The following is a 15,184-nucleotide window of genomic DNA, read 5'->3' as shown; positions in this document are numbered from 1 at the left end:
GCCTCACAGTGCCTACCATGTCTGAAATCTCAACCAAACCTTATATGCTGCGCGCCATCTACGAGTGGTGCACCGACAGCGGCTACACGCCTTATCTCGCGGTCAAAGTCGATTCGCGCACCACGGTACCGATGGAATACGTAAAAAAGGGCGAAATCGTGCTCAACATCAGCTTCGGCGCCACCAGCGGCCTGAAGATGGACAACGACGCCATCCGCTTCCACGCCCGCTTTGGCGGCGTCTCGCGCGAAATCTACGTGCCGGTCGACAATGTAATGGCCATCTACGCCAACGAAAACGGCCAGGGCATGGCCTTCGAGCCCGTGCTGGGCAACGATGACCCCGACGCGCAACCGACGGACAGCCCCGCCTCCGCCGACGTCCCGCCGCCCGTGCTCGCCCCTGCTACCAGCGGCCCGACCCTGTCGTCCGTGCCGGCCAGCTCCCCCGAACAACGCGACAACGCCACGCCCGGCGACGACGAGCCGCCAAAAAAAGGCGGCCGCCCGACCCTGACACGCATTAAATAGCGTATAATTCGCAACGCGCAGTTTTTGCCGACTTAGCTCATTTGGTAGAGCAGTTGATTTGTAATCATCAGGTGGCCAGTTCGAAACCGGCAGTCGGCACCAGAATTCAGCAGTAAATCAAAGGGTTACCCGCTTCCGCTGGTAGCCCTTTTTCTTTTCTATTCCGGATGAAGCACTGGCGGGACAATTCACGGTGGTTCCACCACACCTTTCTCCATTTCACCTTCACCACAACAGCACAGTGTTGCCGGAACATCGCTACGTTGACGCGGCAGATCCAGAAAAGCGGAAGCCACCGAACTGCCACGGCGCGCTTCCATACGGAAAATGGCTGCCGGCAAGAAAGTGGAGCTTTCATTTTTACCACATTCTTGTGATAGTTGCCATGAGATGAAACTAGTTGACTTGACGCAATAGCCTGCACTGAGTTTAACTATGTTTATTGCCGGCATAGCTGAATCCAGGCTTCGTGCTCGCACGAAAACGTGGACTTTTCCTGTTCGATGCGTCCCTTTTCCATTTTGGAGTTGCCATGTTCCACACTCTGCGTGCGCGCCTTATCGGTATCGCCATTGCCATCGTCGCGGTGGCGCTGGTTCTCCTCTCGACTGTGACCTTCGTGAGCGTGCGTGCCAATGTCCTCTCTTCGCTGGACAAGCAGATCAACGATGTCACGCGCCTGTATGCGCGCGAGTTGACCGAGTGGGTACAGGACAAGCAGCGCATTGCAGGCGCATTGAAGGTGGCGGTGGCCCAGCCGGATCCGCAACCCGCACTCGATACTGCACGGCAGGCCGGAGCATTGGATTCGGTAGGCTTTGCCTTGAGCGACAAGCGTGCTCACTACAGCGGATGGACGGTGCCACCGGACTTCGATGGCACGGCGCGCCCCTGGTACAAGTTGGCGGCGTCGACAGGTGGCCCCGCCATCACGTCCCCTTATGCCGATGCCGGTACCGGGGAACTATATGTGAGCTTCGTGGAACCCGTTTTCGCGCAGGCTGGCGGTGCGCTCGCAGGCGTGGTCAGTGCTGACGCGAAGCTGACCTCGGTGGTCAGAAAAGTCAACGCCATCCATCCCACGGAAAAGAGTTTTGCCTTGCTGGTCGATGGCACGAACAACACTATACTGGCGCATGCGCGCAAGGAATTGACGCTCAAGCCGGTCACCGACCTGGCAGCCGGCCTCGATGCCGCGCTGCTGGCGCGCCTGGTCGCGGGCAATGCGCATGCCGAAGTGATGATCGATGGCGCCCCGCAGATGGTGTATGCCGCCAAGGTCGAGGGGACGCCATGGATACTGCTGACTGCTGTCGACCGCGACCTGGCTACCGCGTCGCTGAGGACGATGCTGCGGGTGACGGTCGTGCTCACGGTGCTGTGCCTGCTGGCTGCCGGCGGTTTGATGTCGCTGTTCGTCAGCCGCCAGCTGCACCGCATGATACTGGTGCGCGACGCGCTGGAAGACATTGCTTCGGGGGAGGGTGACCTGACGCGACGCATGGATACGTCCGGCCGCGACGAACTGACGCAAATTGCCAATGCCTTCAACCGTTTCGCCGACAAGATCGCCGCTGTGCTGCGACAAATCCGCGAAGCGTCCGATACGGTGCGCACCGCATCGGGCGAGATTGCCTCTGGCAACAATGACCTGTCGTCGCGCACCGAGTCGCAAGCCAGTGCCCTGGAAGAAACCTCGGCCGCCATGGAGCAACTGATGGCAACTGTCCAGCAGAACGCCGAAAACGCCATGCAGGCTGACCAGCTAGCCGCCAGCGCCACGCAGGTGGCCGGACGTGGCGGCGAGGTGGTGCAACAGGTGGTGCGGACCATGGGCGACATCAATATCGCCTCGCGCAAGATCGTCGACATCATCAGCACCATTGACGGCATCGCCTTCCAGACCAATATCCTCGCCCTCAATGCCGCCGTGGAAGCGGCGCGGGCCGGCGAAATGGGCCGCGGTTTTGCTGTCGTGGCGTCGGAAGTGCGCTCGCTTGCCGGCCGCTCGGCCGAAGCGGCCAGGGAAATCAAGGCGCTGATCGGCGACTCCGTGACGCAGGTCGACGCCGGCAGCCGGCTGGTGGAAAGCGCGGGCGCGACCATGGGCGAGGTGGTCGACAGCATCGGCCAGCTCGCGGCCATCGTCAAGCAGATCAGCAGTGCCAGCCATGAACAAAGCAGCGGCATCACCGAAGTGGGCACGGCGGTGACGCAAATGGACGAAAACACCCAGCAAAATGCCGCCCTCGTCGAGCAGGCCGCCGCCGCCGCGCAATCGCTGCAGCAGCAGGCCAGCGCACTGGCCGAGGTGGTCGCGGGCTTCAAGCTGCCGCAGATGGACGGCGCTGCCTTGGCGTCGCCGGTGCGGGCGCCGCGAACAGGGTCGCGCGACGCCCTGCGCCTGCAATAACAAGGGAGATGAACATGTCTGCAAACCATCGTGGTGTCGTCCTGGCGGGAGCGTTGCTATTACTGTGCAATGCCGTATCGGCCGATGAGGTGGCCAGTTCGCCCCTGACCATCGGCGGCGCGATCCGCTTCAATTATGTCCATAAGAGCTGGCAGGACACCTATCCGAACGGTTTCGTCGGGCTGGATACCGCGAGGCTGGACGTCAATTTTGACGATGGCGTACTGATCGGCTCGGCGCAATACCGCTACAACCGGTATCCCAAGGGGCAGGGCGGCTATTGGCAGCACTTCCTGCACCACGGCTGGGTCGGTGTACGCCTGACCGACAAGAGCATCTTGCAAGCGGGCCTGGTGAAAAATCCGTTCGGGCTGCAGCCGTTCGCTTCGAATAATTTTTACGAGTCGATGGCCTTCTATACCGGTTTCGAGGACAAATACGACCTCGGGGTGACCTACGCCAGCCCGCCCGGCCCCATCGAGTGGCAGCTGGGCTTCTTGCCGCGCGACGGCGGCTCCTATGGCGGGGGCGGCAATACAGCCGGGGCTTCGAACCGCTACTCGTACAATATCGTGCCCGATGACGACCAGCAGGGGTTTGCCACCGGCCAGCGCGACCACGAACGCAATACCTTCACGGGCCGCGTCGTTGCGCACATCAGCAGCTCGGGCCAGCATGAAGTTGGCTTGTCCGCATTGACGGGAACGATACGTAACGCGACCCGCAGCGAAGGGCGCGATACCCGGCGCAATGCGGTGGCGCTGCACTACCGGGGCGGCATGGGGCCATGGATTGTCATGCTGGAAGCTTTGCGCTACAGCTATGGCACCAGCCACGGTGTGACCCAGACCTACGGCGGGCTCGACCCAAACAGCTTCGTCATCCTGGGCGCATTCGGTTATCCCTACCCGGTGGCGGCCAAGGGCGATATCTATATCGCCAACCTCAGCTACGACATCCCTGGCACGCTGGGACCGCTTGGCGGATTCAAGCTGTATAACGACTACAGCATCCTGCGCAAACGTGTCGGCAACTACAAAAGTTCGGTGCAGAATGTTAGCGGATTGAGCTTTTCTTCCGGGAAATGGGTGTTCTATGCCGACTTCATGCTGGGCAAGCACCATCCGTATCTGTCGCCGGACACAGGGGGGTTGGCGTCGACCTCCGTCCAGCATGACGGCTACACGCGCAGGATCAATTTACAGGCTGGATACTATTTCTGAGCGGGCAATCTTGCTGACATGGCCGATGGCATGCTGCACCGCGCAATGACTATCAGCACGTTTAGGCGCAAGATGAGCACGTGCCTGCGCAATGCAGGCTCCCGATGTCTGGCTTGCCTACCTGGGGAAATATCATGTCCGCACACACTTACAAGCTGATCGAACTGGTCGGCACGTCGACCGAGAGCAGCGATCAGGCGATACGCGATGCCATTGCCAAGGCGGCGCTGACGGTCAAGCACATGGACTGGTATGAAGTGACGGAATCGCGCGGGCATATCGTCGATGGCAAGGTGGCGCACTTCCAGGTCACGCTGAAGGTCGGCTTCCGGCTCGAATAGCGTACTGCGGCGCATTCACCGCCGCCCGGCTACTGCCCGGCTCTCCAGCCACTCCCGGCCGCCGGCCTCCAGCGCGGCCTCGATAACCTTTTCCGGCAAGCTGTAGACGGTCGCCCAGCTGGCGCGGCCGTCCTGCGTATTCGCGGGGAAGCTGTGCGTTTCAATCGGCCAGTGGTATTTGCGTTTCAGCGCTTTCACGATGGCGGCCAGCGAGACGCGGCCTTGCAGCGGTTCGGCGCCGGACTGGTCGCGGTTCGACAGCAGCACGGCCAGGACCTGGCCGCGGCCCGTGCGTGCGCCGGGGAAAGTGGGGGTTTTGTTTGCCATGGCCTATTTTACCGGGCAAGCCATGATGTGCCGCACCTTTGATCTGGCGCAAGCGCCGCAACGGCGTTGCGGCCACGATGAGCATTTCGCCAGGCGTGCCGGCGCCCCTCCGGCAGCCTGGGCTAGCGACAAGGGGCACAGGAGAACATCATGCACAGCCTGAACATCCACGCCATGCAATGGCAGCCCGTCGCCGATATTTCCGCCGTCGATCCGCTGCTGCCCGACGACCTGGCGTGTTTTCGCGAACTGCGCGACGTGCTGCAGCGCTATGGCGCGCTCGACCGCTTCGGCATTTCCCTGATCCACCGCCATTTCGACATCGCCGACGACGAAGAGCTGATGGAGTACACGGATGCGGCCGCCCGCACGTTGACGGTGAAGCCTGTCAAGAAAAGCGACATCGACTGGCAGCACACGACGATTACCAACTGGAAATTGACGGAAGGCGAGGAAGTGGCGCGCATCGGCTGCGGCTGCGCGCGCAATTCGGGTGGCCACCTGGGTTATCACCGGGGCACCTGAAAGCGGCGTCGGCCTTTCTTACACTTTGCTTCCACCGGCTCAGTCTGCTTTACGCAAGCACTTGATTCCATGTGCTTTTTTTGTGTGGCATACAAGCTGCTTATCACTGTCTACGAGATGAATTCAGACAAGTCATTCTGGACATTCTGGATTCTTTCTCCCCCGGATTTCCCGAGACTGACTACGATAAGAGGCTGCGATGAACGTCGATCACACACGAAACAAGACCCTGGGTTGGCTGGGCGCACTGGCGGCGGCAAGTCTGCTGGCCAGTGGTCAGGCGCAGGCAGGTGCGTACGGCCTGGCCGTCAACGAGTTGAACAATTTCCGTATCACCACCAGCGCTGGCGCGCTGTCGCTGGCTGGCGCCAACCGCAATGCCAGCGACAGCGCCTTTTTCCAGGGCGGCGTGGCCGTCAATCCGCGCGCCGTCAATACGGGTCCGGCTGCCAACGCCGACGTGCTGCAAGTGTGCTCCGGCACCGGCTGCAGCGCCTCGCCGCAAAACCACTACGCGCCCACCGCTGCACTGGAGTTCGCGCGCGGCGATGCGCATTCCTTCGGCAATATGCTCACTGCCGCCGGCTCCACCGTCAGCGCCGTGTCAGAAGCGCAGCGCAACACGGTGGGGGCGGCGTCCTCCACGGCCGGCGACACGCTGACCGGCTCCGTCAACCTGACCCTGTCGAGCGCCGGCTTCATCACCTTCAGCTTCATGGGCCGACGCGACCTGCGCACCAGCGTGACGACCATGGGCGACAAGTCGAACGTGTCGATCATGGATATCTTCAATATCTCGTGCAATGCCGCCAGTCCCGTCGGCTGCCTGTCGCATGCGAATGCCGACGGCGTGATCTTCCAGTTCGCGCCTGATGGCGATGCCAGCAATGGCAGCGACATCAATGGCAACCATACGGTCGGCAGCCTGGACCCGTTCAGCCTGAACATGACGGCCGGCACCAACGACCCGGCCACCGGGCGCGCCTTCACGAATGGCTTCGCGATGTTTTCCCTGACCTCGAATTTCGCCCTGCCCGCCGGCAGCTACACCTTGAATTTTTCCAAGTCCACGCGCACCGACATCGTCGTCATCGATCCCTTGCAAGTGCCGGAGCCAGGCACCCTGTTCCTGCTGGGGACGGGATTGGCCGCCCTCGCCTTTACGCGCCGCCGCCAGGCTAAATAAGCACTGGCACGCTCAAAAGCACGCGGCGCCCGCAAAAGGCGCCGCGTTTTTTTATGCCAGCCGATGCGTGTTAACCGAGCCGTGCCAGCGCCTGGCGCGCCAGCTGCAATTGCTGCAGATAATAGCGGTGCAGCATGGCGGGGTCGCTCAAGTCGCGCCCCAGTACCAGGCGCAGCTCGCTGGCGGGACAGTCGGCGGCCTGGGTCTGCACCTGGGTCTGCACCTGCGTTCCCAGCTGGCGGGCCAGCTGGCGCGCCGCCTGTTCCTGCGCGGGCCGGTATTCGACGCGCGTGCGCGCCACCTGGAAGCTGGCTTCATTGGCCAGGCGCACCACCTGCACGGGCGCACCGGCCAGACTGCGCGCCAGCGCGGCGGCCAGGCCCGGCACGCCGTTGCCGTTGACAATTTCCAGGCGCGGACGCGGCGTGCCAGTCACAGGCGCAGCCGGCACCAATGGGCTAACGGTCAGGCTGCGCACCGCCGCCGGCACGCGTCTCAGGCGGGCCATGCCATCGCTCTGCGTGATCTCCACGCGCGCCATGGCGGGCGCATCGGGCACCGGCGCGGGCACGCCCTGCGGCGGCGCCTCGCCGCGCAACAAGGCCAGATCGCGCCGCACATCGTGTTCCTGCAAGCTGGCCGCCTGGCGCCGCATGACGGCGGCGCGCTCGTGCTGTCCCAGCCGTTCCAGTACCTGCGCCAGGTGCTGCCAGGCCAGCGCATTGAGCGGATCGAGCAGACACGCCTGTTCCAGCACGGGCAAGGCTTGCGCGTCGCGGCCGCTTAAATAATAGGCGTGGCCGAGATTGCTGAACAGATAGGCCTGCTGCGGCTGCCGTGTACCCGCCTCCTGCGTCAAGGCCAGCCAATGGGCGATCGCCGCGTCATGCTCGCCCCGCTGCGCGTGCAGCACGGCCAGTCCGTTGCGCGCGTTCACGTGGCGCGGCGCATGGCGCAGGGCTTGTTCATAGGCCGCCTGCGCCGCGGGCAGGTCGCCCCGCTCGACATGCTGGCGCCCCGCCGCATAGGCGGCATCGGCGTCAGGCCACTGCGGCGCCGGTGCATGGGCCAGCTGCGTGGTACAGGCGGCCAGGCCCAGACAGGCGCAGGCGGCGGCCAGGCGGGATATCGTCAAGCGCATGGTGAGACTCCTTTCAGCGGCTGGCCATGGCCGGCACGAGCACGCGATAGACTTCGATCACGGCCGGCCCCATCAGCACCAGCATCAGGGTGGGAAAGACGCAAAAAATCAGCGGGAACAGCAGCTTTAACGCGATCTTCGCCGCCGCCTCCTCGGCCAGCAGGCTGCGCTTGCCGCGCAGATTTTCCGAATGCACGCGCAGCGAATCGCCCATGCTGGTGCCGAAGCGTTCCGACTGGATCAGCATGGCGACCAGGGTATCGACGTCTTCCACGCCGCTGCGCAAGGCCAGGTTGCGCAGCGCCTTTTCCTTGGAAAAACCGGCGCGCATTTCCATCAGCACCAGTTGCAATTCCTGCGCCAGTACCACGCTTTTGATGTGGATCTCGCCCGACACCTTTACCAGCGCGCGCTCCAGGCTCAGGCCCGCTTCCACGCACACGGTCAGCAAGTCGAGCGCATCGGGGATGTTTTCGAAAATGTCGCGCTGGCGCCGCTTGGCCGTACTGGCCAGCACCAGGTTGGGCAGGTAATAGCCGATGGTGGCGCTGACGCACAGCAGCAACAGCAGCACGCTGCGCAGCTGCGCCGCCATGGCGCTGGCCGCATACAGGCCCAGCACGGTGGGAAACAGCAGGGCCAGCACGCTTTTCGCCGCAAAGTACAGGGCCGGCGCGCTCGCCTGGCGCCAGCCCGCGTTCATGAAACGCGTGCGCAGCGGCGAGCGTTCCCAGCCCTCTTCCGGCAGCGACAGCTTGCTGAACGGCTGCGCCACACGCACCACCCGCTCGACCCAGCCAGTATCGGCCACCGCCTCGCTGGCGGCCGACGCCGTGGCGCCGAACAGACGCTGGCGCAAGGTACCGGGAAAGAAGATCAGCCACGCCAGCAGGGCCAGCGCCACCACCACGGCAAAGACGATCAACAAGAACAGCAGTTGTGCACCGGTCATGAAGTATTCCTCCTCTGATCGACTGAAAAAACGTTCAGGGCTAGGCGCGTCGCCGAAGACAGTACGGGCGTACGGCGAGGCGACGCAACAACGCCATGGACTTTTTTTCAGGCGCGCCCTTCAAATACGGATGCGGATGACGTTACGCATCCAGACGACACCCAGCGCCACCATGCCAGCCGCGTACCACAACAGTTTGATGCCGCTGGGATCGGTCCACAGCAGGCGGATGTATTGCGGGTTGACCAGGGCCATGACACCGATCATCACCACCGGCATCAGGCCCAGCACCCAGGCCGACATGCGCCCCTCGGCCGACAGCACGCGCACCTGTCCCAGCAGCTTCAAGCGGGCGCGGATGATGCGCGCGATGCTGACCAGCACCTCGGCCAGGTTGCCGCCCGATTCGCGCTGCACCAGCACGGCGATGACGAGGTAGCGCAAGTCCGTCAGCGGTATGCGCGCAGCCAGGTTTTGCAGCGCCTCGTTCATCGGCACGCCGTAATTGATCTCTTCGTGCGCCGTCTTGAATTCGCCGCTGATCGGCTCATTGAGTTCGTCTCCCACCATCTGCAGCACGTTCGAAAACGAGTGCCCGGCGCGCAGCGCGCGGGCCAGGAAATCGGCCGCTTCCGGCAGTTGCGCCTCGATCTTTTTCAGCCGCGCCGCGCGCGCGCGCAGCACGAACAAACACGGTGCGCTCACGGCGCAGGACAGCAGCAGCAAGGCGCCGGGCAAGGGCATGGACCAGGCCGCCAACAGCAGCAAGGCCGCCAGCAGCAAGGCGCCCGTGCCGCCCAGGAATTGCGCCACCGACCAGGACAAGCCCGATTGCAGCAGCAAATGGTCCAGCCGCGCCGCCTGCGGCATGCGCCGCAGCAGCCGCTCCAGGCCGGGCGAACGCGCATAGCGGCGCTGCTTGAGGATGGAGACGCGCTCGCCGCCCGCCTCGCCGCGCGCCGCCATCAGCCGCAGGCGCCGGTTGATGCGCCGCGCCGCGCTGCCATGCGTGCCCGACCACCACAGCCAGGCCCCTTCCACCATCAGAATGCAGGCGGCGAACAGCAGCACGGCAAAGCCGTAGAACACCAGGTCCATGATCCCTCCCCCTTACTCATAAATTCGGTCCGGGTCGAACACCGTGTCCGGCACCGGCGCGCCGAACATGCGCAAGCGCTCCGTAAAGCGGGGCCGCACGCCCGTGGCGCAAAAGTGGCCCTGCACCTTGCCATCGGCATCGACGCCCGTCTGCTCGAAGCGGAAGATTTCATGCATGGCGATGATGTCGCCTTCCATCCCCGTCACTTCCTGCAGGCTGACCAGCTTGCGCGCGCCATCCGTCAGGCGCGACACTTGCATCACCACCGTCACGGCCGAACAGATCTGCTGGCGCGTGGCGCGTGGCGTCAGGTTCACGTTGGCCATGCCGACCATGTTTTCCAGCCGCGCCAGCGCATCGCGCGCCGTGTTCGAATGGATGGTCGCCAGCGACCCTTCATGGCCCGTGTTCATCGCCTGCAGCATGTCGAGCGCCTCGGCGCCGCGCACCTCGCCCAGGATGATGCGGTCGGGCCGCATGCGCAGCGCATTGCGCACCAGCGCGCGCTGGCTTACTTCGCCCTTGCCTTCGATATTCGGCGGGCGCGTTTCCAGCCGTACCACGTGCGGCTGGCGCAGCGCCAGTTCGGCCGCATCCTCGATGGTGACGATGCGCTCGCTGCCGGGAATGAAGCCGGACAGCACGTTGAGCAGGGTCGTCTTGCCGCTGCCAGTGCCGCCCGAGATCAGGATATTGATCTTCGCCTGGCCCAGCGCCTGCAGCACCTGCACCATGGGCGGCGTCAGGCTTTTGTAGTCGAGCAGGTTGGCGATGCTCAAAGGCTGCACGGCAAAGCGCCGGATGGACAGGATCGGGCCATCGACGGCCAGCGGCGGAATGATGGCATTCACGCGCGAGCCGTCCGGCAGGCGCGCGTCGACCATCGGGCTCGATTCATCGACGCGCCGTCCCACGCGCGAGACGATCTTTTCGATGATCTTCATCAGGTGCGCATTGTCGTGGAAGGTCACGTCCGTCAGCTGCAGCCGCCCGCCCCGCTCCACATACACCTTGTCGCAGGTATTGACGAGGATGTCGGACACGCTGGCATCGGCCAGCAGGGGTTCGAGCGGACCAAAGCCCAGCATCTCGTGCTGGATGTCGAGCACCAGGCTATGCCGCTCGTGCTGGTTGAGGACGATGCGCTCTTCCTCGATCACGCGCTGCACCAGCAGCGCCAGCTCATGCTTGAACTGCTCGGCCGTCAGGCGTTTCAGGCGTTCCAAGTCGATACGGTCGAGTATCGTCTGGTGCATGGTTTTTTTCAGTTCCTGGTAGGCGTGCAGCGCCAGCGCGCCTTGTCCATTGCTGGCGGGGCGCACCGTTTCATTTGCCGCCAGGCGTTCGCGTAAAGTCATCTCGGCTCCCATGATGGCCCCCGGCGGGAGCCTTGACATATGTTTCTGTCCTAAACCTCGCTGCGGCTGAACAGGCGGTCGAACAGGCCGCGGCTTTCCGTCACGCGGCGCGCCGTCACCAGTTCCACCAGCTCGGCCAGGCTGCGCGCCACGGCGCTGGTGCGCGACAGCTGCAGCAGCGGGATGCCCTGGTTGACGGAATCGGTGGCGGCGATGTAATCGTTGGGCACCGTGTGCACCACTTCCGCGCCCAGCGCCTGCTCCAGGTCCGCCAGGCGCAGGCGCCCGCCCTTCTCATAACGGTTGACGATCAGGCGCAGGCGCTCGCCCGGATAGCCGAGCGAACGGAAAATGTCGAGCAGGCGCCGCCCGTCGCGGATGTCGGGCAAGGCCAGCTGCAGCACCGGATAGATGGCGTCGGCGTTGTCGAGCGCACGCAACGACAGCGCATCGATCTGGCGTCCCACGTCGAGCACGATGTAGTCGTAGTGCTGGCGCGCCACGGCCAGGATGCGGTCCATGTGCTCGGGCTGCATGTCGACCTTGTGCGCGGGGTCGTCGGCCGCCGCCAGCACGCCGAAGTTCGGCGTCACGTGCACCAGGCACGAGGCGAGGAAGGCGCCGTCCATGCGCGCGATCTGGGCACAGATGTCGGACAGTGTCATCGCCGGCTTCTGGTCCGAGACATACAGGGTGGCGTCGCCGAACTGGCCATGCAGGTCGATCAGCAGCACCTTGCAGCCGGCCAGGCTGGCCAGCGCGTAGGAAAAATTCGTCGACAGAAAAGTGGCGCCGCTGCCGCCCTTGCACGAGATGAAGGCGAGGACTTTACCGTCGCGCATCTGCGTCACGCCGGCCTGGATATCGACCCGGTCCATCGCCTCGTGGAAGGCCTTGTGCACCAGCGGCAGCTGCAGCACTTCGCGCATGCCGGCGCGCATGGCGCGGATCAGCACATCCTGCTGCTGTCCGCGCGTGAGCAGCATCAGCACGGCCAGCGGATACTGGCGCGCCAGGCGCTCGAGCAGGTCGGCTTCATCGGCATCGATACCGCTGGCGTCGACGATCACCAGTTCCGGTGCTTCCGGCAGCATGCGCTCGACGGCGTCGCGCAGGCCGCTGCGCCGTTCCAGCAGCCGCAGCACGGGCATGCGGGCCGCCCCCTGCGCGGCAATTTCATCGTGCAAGCTGGCGTCGCGGCTAATCATCAGGGCTTTCATCGCACTTCCTCGCTTCTTTCAGGTCTACACAGTCGGCTGCGCCGCCAAGTGGCGCTCAAGGACAAAAACCGGGATTGTCCGGATAACCCAGCGACTCGGCCACCGCCATGGTGGCGCCGTTGGGCAAGCGCACGGCGCCTGCGCCGGAAGGAAACATCGCTGCCAGCAGCGGCAGGATGGGCCGGTACGGCACGCTCTCGCAGCGTCCGCCATCGCCGGGCACGCACAGGCGCGCGCGCACGAAACGGATGCAGCTGGCGCCATGCGGATCGTCCAGGCAATTGATGCGGTTACGCTGCGGACAACCGGGCATCACCGTCACCGGCAATGCCGCCAGCGCGGCGCCGCCGCTGGAGTGCGACAGGTAATCGATGCGCACATACGCGTCGCTGATGCCGCCGCCCAGCGGCAGCACGCCAGGCGCGGCGCGCAGCACCGCTTGCGCGCGCACGGCCTGCAGCGCACTTGCATTGCTGAAATCGGTAACGGCGGCGCCGCGCGCGGCACGCCGGGTAATCTCGTGCACCATATTCCATAGATACACGGCGCGCGCCACTTCCAGCATGGCGAACAGGAAGAGAAAAAACAGCAGCGCCAGCATGGCGAACTCGACGGCGAAGACGCCGCCCTGGCGCTGCCGGCGGGGGCGCAGGTTAATTAACATAGCGTACTGTCGCATTGGCGCGCAGCGGGATCGGCGCCAGCTGCGGCAGCCACTTGCGGGTCAGTTCGGGCAGGAAATCCACAGGCATGTCGACGGACAACTTGATGCGCACCTGCAGCGGCGCCGCCGCATAAGTGCCGCAGCTGTAGGAATCGTCGGCATACACGCATTCCACGCTGATCAGGTATGGCTGCATGGCCGGCCAGCTTTCCGCCATGGCATCGACCACCATCTGCCGGGCAAACACGGCACCCTGGTTCGCCGTGTCGCCCCTGGCCATCTGCGACAGCGGCATGGTGGCCAGGTAGCGCGCCGCATCGTGCGTACTTTTTTGCAGGGCCGTGTACACCAGCAGCGCGCGGCCGAACAGCAGCACGAAAGGCAGCAGCGCCATGAAAAACAGCAGGATCAGCGCCAGCTCGATGGCGGCGACACCCTCCTGGCGGCGTCGCGCGCGGCAGGGCGGCCTCATTGCAGCAGCTCCGCAGGGCCCGCCAGCGCGCCCTCGGCCACGAGGCCGTCAAATTCGGCGCTCAACACGCCGTTGCTGGCCGGCGCCGTCATGAAGAAGCGGCCGATGCCCCGCACCTGCGCCAGCACGTCGCTGCCGACCGGCACAGGGCAGGCCAGCAGGGCAATATGCAGCAGGCGCCGCTGCGCCACGCCCGTATTGCCGGTCGGCGCCGTCTGGTAAGCCAGCGTCTGGTATGGCGGCGTGGCAGGGTAGCCGGGCTTGGCGGCCGGCGCGGCAGGGCTAGCCGGATACAGCTTGGCCCAGTCGCTGGTGGCAAACGGCACGTAGCCGCCGGCCGGCTTCACACTGCTGTACTTGACCGCCTTGCCAAACGACCACAGCGGGCCGTAACTGCCAACGGCAGGCGGCGTCGCGTTCGATTCCGGATCGGCCACGGACAGCAGCGGATTGCCGGTGCTCAGGGCGCTCGGCGCGTCGGGCGTGTTCGTCATCCACCAGTTCGTGGCCGTATTCGGATAGGCGCGGATATTCGTGTCGGGCGGCGCCGTGACGGGATGACAGCCGCTGCCCGCATGCAGGTTGAAGCGCGCGTTGAAGGCCGGCCACAAGGCGGCGGGAAACGGCCGGTGCACATGCACTTGGGCGCTGCCGATGCGCGGGTACAGCACCGTGCCGCTGCACACAAACGGCAGCACGCTGGACTCGCCGACCTGCAGCGACGAGCCCACCACGCCGGGCTGGCCCAGGGGATTGAGCACGAAGTGTTCGGCCGCCGGGCCGTGCGGATTGAGTTTCAACAGGTTATACGCCACGCCGCGGCGAAAACCATATTCCAGCAGCTCGACGGCCGGCAGCAGCGCCGCATTCGTGCGCGGGCTGGCCGCGCTGGCCGACAGCGCGCACACGGCCAGCGGCGTCAGGTTCAGGCTGGTACGTCCTGCCACGGCGCGCCCCCCCGTGTCCAGGGTGCGCAGCGCCGGCGACAAGGCGCCCAGGAACGCCGTCGCCACCCGCCCCAGCGACGGTGCATTGGCCTGCGTATCGACGCGCACGAACAGCGCCGTGGCGGCGTCGGGCACGGCGCCCGCCGCATGCCATTCGCTGGCGGGCGCGCCGGGCGCGCTGGCGAAGCGGATGCTGGCGTCCGACAGGATCGCGCCCTGCATGCGGCGCCGCCACGCGCTCTTGTCGGCCGCACTCTGCTTGGCCTTGTCCACGGCAGCGAGCAAGCCTTCGGGCGTGCCCACCAGTTCGGCGGCCGCCGCCAGCGCCGCGTTGTCGGCCAGGTTCTGCAATTCCGTCTTGCGGCCGATGACCTGTCCCACGTCGAGCGCCAGGCCGATAAAGCCCAGCACCAGGATAAGCAGGATGGAAAAGGCGATCAGCATCGCCCCGCGCTCGCGCCGGCGTCTATTTGCCATTGGCGCCTCCCAGCATGAACTGCACCGGCTGCGGCGTCTGGCCGTTCGGTTCGGCGAACGAGGCGCGGTAGCGCTGCATGACGGCGTGCGCGCTGGGGCCGTCAAGCCCGTCGGCAGGCTGGCGATTGTCCGCGCTGGCCGGATCGCGCACCTGCTGCGCCATGGCCAGACGCACGGCGTCGCCGAAGCGCGGGTCCAGCTGCGGCGTGCTGCTACTGCTGTGCGCGCAGGCTGCCAGCTGCAGCGCCAGGGTCAGCGCGGCCAGGCGCCGCAGCCCTATCAGGAGCGAATTCGGCATGGCGTGTCTCC

Annotated in this window: 17 protein-coding genes and 1 tRNA gene; 7 read left to right on the top strand and 11 right to left on the bottom strand. The window is 65.0% G+C overall.

Annotated elements, in window-relative coordinates; translation table 11 throughout:
• Nucleotides 1-17 precede the first annotated feature (17 nt).
• Nucleotides 18-530, top strand: a complete 513-nt coding sequence (locus tag JAB8_RS10580) for a ClpXP protease specificity-enhancing factor (RefSeq protein WP_070289470.1) — start codon at nucleotides 18-20, stop codon at nucleotides 528-530.
• Between the two features lie 26 nt (nucleotides 531-556).
• Nucleotides 557-632, top strand: a tRNA-Thr gene (locus JAB8_RS10575).
• Nucleotides 633-718: 86 nt separating this feature from the next.
• On the opposite strand, the gene JAB8_RS29025 is transcribed toward JAB8_RS10575, so the two are convergent.
• Entirely contained in the window at nucleotides 719-982 is a 264-nt protein-coding gene (locus JAB8_RS29025) for a hypothetical protein (RefSeq protein ID WP_139143007.1), read from the bottom strand.
• 80 nt (nucleotides 983-1,062) lie between these two features.
• On the opposite strand from JAB8_RS29025, the gene JAB8_RS10570 reads away from it, so the two are divergent.
• The 3 genes from JAB8_RS10570 to JAB8_RS10560 all read left to right on the top strand — a co-directional run bounded on the left by JAB8_RS10570 (nucleotide 1,063) and on the right by JAB8_RS10560 (nucleotide 4,507).
• Entirely contained in the window at nucleotides 1,063-2,943 is a 1,881-nt protein-coding gene (locus JAB8_RS10570; RefSeq protein WP_070289469.1) for a methyl-accepting chemotaxis protein, read from the top strand.
• A gap of 14 nt (nucleotides 2,944-2,957) precedes the next feature.
• A complete protein-coding gene (locus tag JAB8_RS10565; RefSeq protein ID WP_083287656.1) occupies nucleotides 2,958-4,166 on the top strand; it encodes a hypothetical protein in 1,209 nt (402 codons plus the stop codon).
• A 134-nt stretch (nucleotides 4,167-4,300) separates the two neighbouring features.
• Nucleotides 4,301-4,507, top strand: coding sequence for a dodecin (locus JAB8_RS10560; RefSeq protein ID WP_034753599.1), 207 nt, complete (start codon nucleotides 4,301-4,303; stop codon nucleotides 4,505-4,507).
• A 15-nt stretch (nucleotides 4,508-4,522) separates the two neighbouring features.
• Here JAB8_RS10560 and JAB8_RS10555 read toward each other — a convergent pair whose 3' ends face one another.
• Complete coding sequence (locus tag JAB8_RS10555; RefSeq protein WP_070289468.1) at nucleotides 4,523-4,834, bottom strand: hypothetical protein; 312 nt, start codon at nucleotides 4,832-4,834, stop codon at nucleotides 4,523-4,525.
• 150 nt (nucleotides 4,835-4,984) lie between these two features.
• On the opposite strand from JAB8_RS10555, the gene JAB8_RS10550 reads away from it, so the two are divergent.
• Nucleotides 4,985-5,359, top strand: coding sequence for a hypothetical protein (locus JAB8_RS10550; RefSeq protein ID WP_070289467.1), 375 nt, complete (start codon nucleotides 4,985-4,987; stop codon nucleotides 5,357-5,359).
• Between the two features lie 199 nt (nucleotides 5,360-5,558).
• Nucleotides 5,559-6,545, top strand: a complete 987-nt coding sequence (locus tag JAB8_RS10545) for an EDSAP-1 family PEP-CTERM protein (RefSeq protein WP_070289466.1) — start codon at nucleotides 5,559-5,561, stop codon at nucleotides 6,543-6,545.
• Nucleotides 6,546-6,615: 70 nt separating this feature from the next.
• On the opposite strand, the gene JAB8_RS10540 is transcribed toward JAB8_RS10545, so the two are convergent.
• From JAB8_RS10540 to JAB8_RS10505, 9 genes are all read right to left on the bottom strand, one after another.
• Complete coding sequence (locus JAB8_RS10540; RefSeq protein ID WP_070289465.1) at nucleotides 6,616-7,686, bottom strand: LytR C-terminal domain-containing protein; 1,071 nt, start codon at nucleotides 7,684-7,686, stop codon at nucleotides 6,616-6,618.
• Nucleotides 7,687-7,699: 13 nt separating this feature from the next.
• Entirely contained in the window at nucleotides 7,700-8,638 is a 939-nt protein-coding gene (locus JAB8_RS10535) for a type II secretion system F family protein (RefSeq protein ID WP_070289464.1), read from the bottom strand.
• Nucleotides 8,639-8,758: 120 nt separating this feature from the next.
• The gene (locus JAB8_RS10530) at nucleotides 8,759-9,736 is read right to left on the bottom strand and encodes a type II secretion system F family protein (protein ID WP_070289463.1); all 978 of its coding nucleotides are present in this window, start codon (nucleotides 9,734-9,736) and stop codon (nucleotides 8,759-8,761) included.
• A gap of 12 nt (nucleotides 9,737-9,748) precedes the next feature.
• Nucleotides 9,749-11,095 (bottom strand): CpaF family protein, encoded by a 1,347-nt coding sequence (locus tag JAB8_RS10525; protein ID WP_083287262.1) that lies wholly within the window; start codon nucleotides 11,093-11,095, stop codon nucleotides 9,749-9,751.
• Nucleotides 11,096-11,145: 50 nt separating this feature from the next.
• Complete coding sequence (locus JAB8_RS10520) at nucleotides 11,146-12,315, bottom strand: AAA family ATPase (RefSeq protein WP_070219071.1); 1,170 nt, start codon at nucleotides 12,313-12,315, stop codon at nucleotides 11,146-11,148.
• 55 nt (nucleotides 12,316-12,370) lie between these two features.
• Entirely contained in the window at nucleotides 12,371-12,979 is a 609-nt protein-coding gene (locus JAB8_RS10515) for a TadE/TadG family type IV pilus assembly protein (RefSeq protein WP_070289462.1), read from the bottom strand.
• Entirely contained in the window at nucleotides 12,969-13,451 is a 483-nt protein-coding gene (locus JAB8_RS28150) for a TadE/TadG family type IV pilus assembly protein (RefSeq protein WP_070313047.1), read from the bottom strand. The genes JAB8_RS10515 and JAB8_RS28150 overlap by 11 nt, the downstream gene beginning before the upstream one ends.
• Nucleotides 13,448-14,875, bottom strand: coding sequence for a pilus assembly protein TadG-related protein (locus JAB8_RS10510; RefSeq protein WP_070289461.1), 1,428 nt, complete (start codon nucleotides 14,873-14,875; stop codon nucleotides 13,448-13,450). The genes JAB8_RS28150 and JAB8_RS10510 overlap by 4 nt, the downstream gene beginning before the upstream one ends.
• Nucleotides 14,865-15,173 (bottom strand): hypothetical protein, encoded by a 309-nt coding sequence (locus JAB8_RS10505; RefSeq protein WP_070289460.1) that lies wholly within the window; start codon nucleotides 15,171-15,173, stop codon nucleotides 14,865-14,867. Before JAB8_RS10505 ends, JAB8_RS10510 begins: the two co-directional genes overlap by 11 nt.
• Between the last annotated feature and the right edge of the window lie 11 nt (nucleotides 15,174-15,184).

Source organism: Janthinobacterium sp. HH106 (genome assembly GCF_001758725.1).
GTDB lineage: Bacteria > Pseudomonadota > Gammaproteobacteria > Burkholderiales > Burkholderiaceae_D > Janthinobacterium.
The sequence above is the reverse complement of the archived record's forward strand: the minus strand, read 5'-3'. Positions and strand labels throughout refer to the sequence as shown.

Bases quoted from the DNA above. Each gene is read 5' to 3' on its own strand.
- JAB8_RS10580 (WP_070289470.1), top strand. From the start codon at position 18: ATGTCTGAAATCTCAACCAAACCTTATATGCTGCGCGCCATCTACGAG.
- JAB8_RS29025 (WP_139143007.1), bottom strand. From the start codon at position 982: ATGCCGGCAATAAACATAGTTAAACTCAGTGCAGGCTATTGCGTCAAG.
- JAB8_RS10570 (WP_070289469.1), top strand. From the start codon at position 1,063: ATGTTCCACACTCTGCGTGCGCGCCTTATCGGTATCGCCATTGCCATC.
- JAB8_RS10565 (WP_083287656.1), top strand. From the start codon at position 2,958: ATGTCTGCAAACCATCGTGGTGTCGTCCTGGCGGGAGCGTTGCTATTA.
- JAB8_RS10560 (WP_034753599.1), top strand. From the start codon at position 4,301: ATGTCCGCACACACTTACAAGCTGATCGAACTGGTCGGCACGTCGACC.
- JAB8_RS10555 (WP_070289468.1), bottom strand. From the start codon at position 4,834: ATGGCAAACAAAACCCCCACTTTCCCCGGCGCACGCACGGGCCGCGGC.
- JAB8_RS10550 (WP_070289467.1), top strand. From the start codon at position 4,985: ATGCACAGCCTGAACATCCACGCCATGCAATGGCAGCCCGTCGCCGAT.
- JAB8_RS10545 (WP_070289466.1), top strand. From the start codon at position 5,559: ATGAACGTCGATCACACACGAAACAAGACCCTGGGTTGGCTGGGCGCA.
- JAB8_RS10540 (WP_070289465.1), bottom strand. From the start codon at position 7,686: ATGCGCTTGACGATATCCCGCCTGGCCGCCGCCTGCGCCTGTCTGGGC.
- JAB8_RS10535 (WP_070289464.1), bottom strand. From the start codon at position 8,638: ATGACCGGTGCACAACTGCTGTTCTTGTTGATCGTCTTTGCCGTGGTG.
- JAB8_RS10530 (WP_070289463.1), bottom strand. From the start codon at position 9,736: ATGGACCTGGTGTTCTACGGCTTTGCCGTGCTGCTGTTCGCCGCCTGC.
- JAB8_RS10525 (WP_083287262.1), bottom strand. From the start codon at position 11,095: ATGACTTTACGCGAACGCCTGGCGGCAAATGAAACGGTGCGCCCCGCC.
- JAB8_RS10520 (WP_070219071.1), bottom strand. From the start codon at position 12,315: ATGAAAGCCCTGATGATTAGCCGCGACGCCAGCTTGCACGATGAAATT.
- JAB8_RS10515 (WP_070289462.1), bottom strand. From the start codon at position 12,979: ATGTTAATTAACCTGCGCCCCCGCCGGCAGCGCCAGGGCGGCGTCTTC.
- JAB8_RS28150 (WP_070313047.1), bottom strand. From the start codon at position 13,451: ATGAGGCCGCCCTGCCGCGCGCGACGCCGCCAGGAGGGTGTCGCCGCC.
- JAB8_RS10510 (WP_070289461.1), bottom strand. From the start codon at position 14,875: ATGGCAAATAGACGCCGGCGCGAGCGCGGGGCGATGCTGATCGCCTTT.
- JAB8_RS10505 (WP_070289460.1), bottom strand. From the start codon at position 15,173: ATGCCGAATTCGCTCCTGATAGGGCTGCGGCGCCTGGCCGCGCTGACC.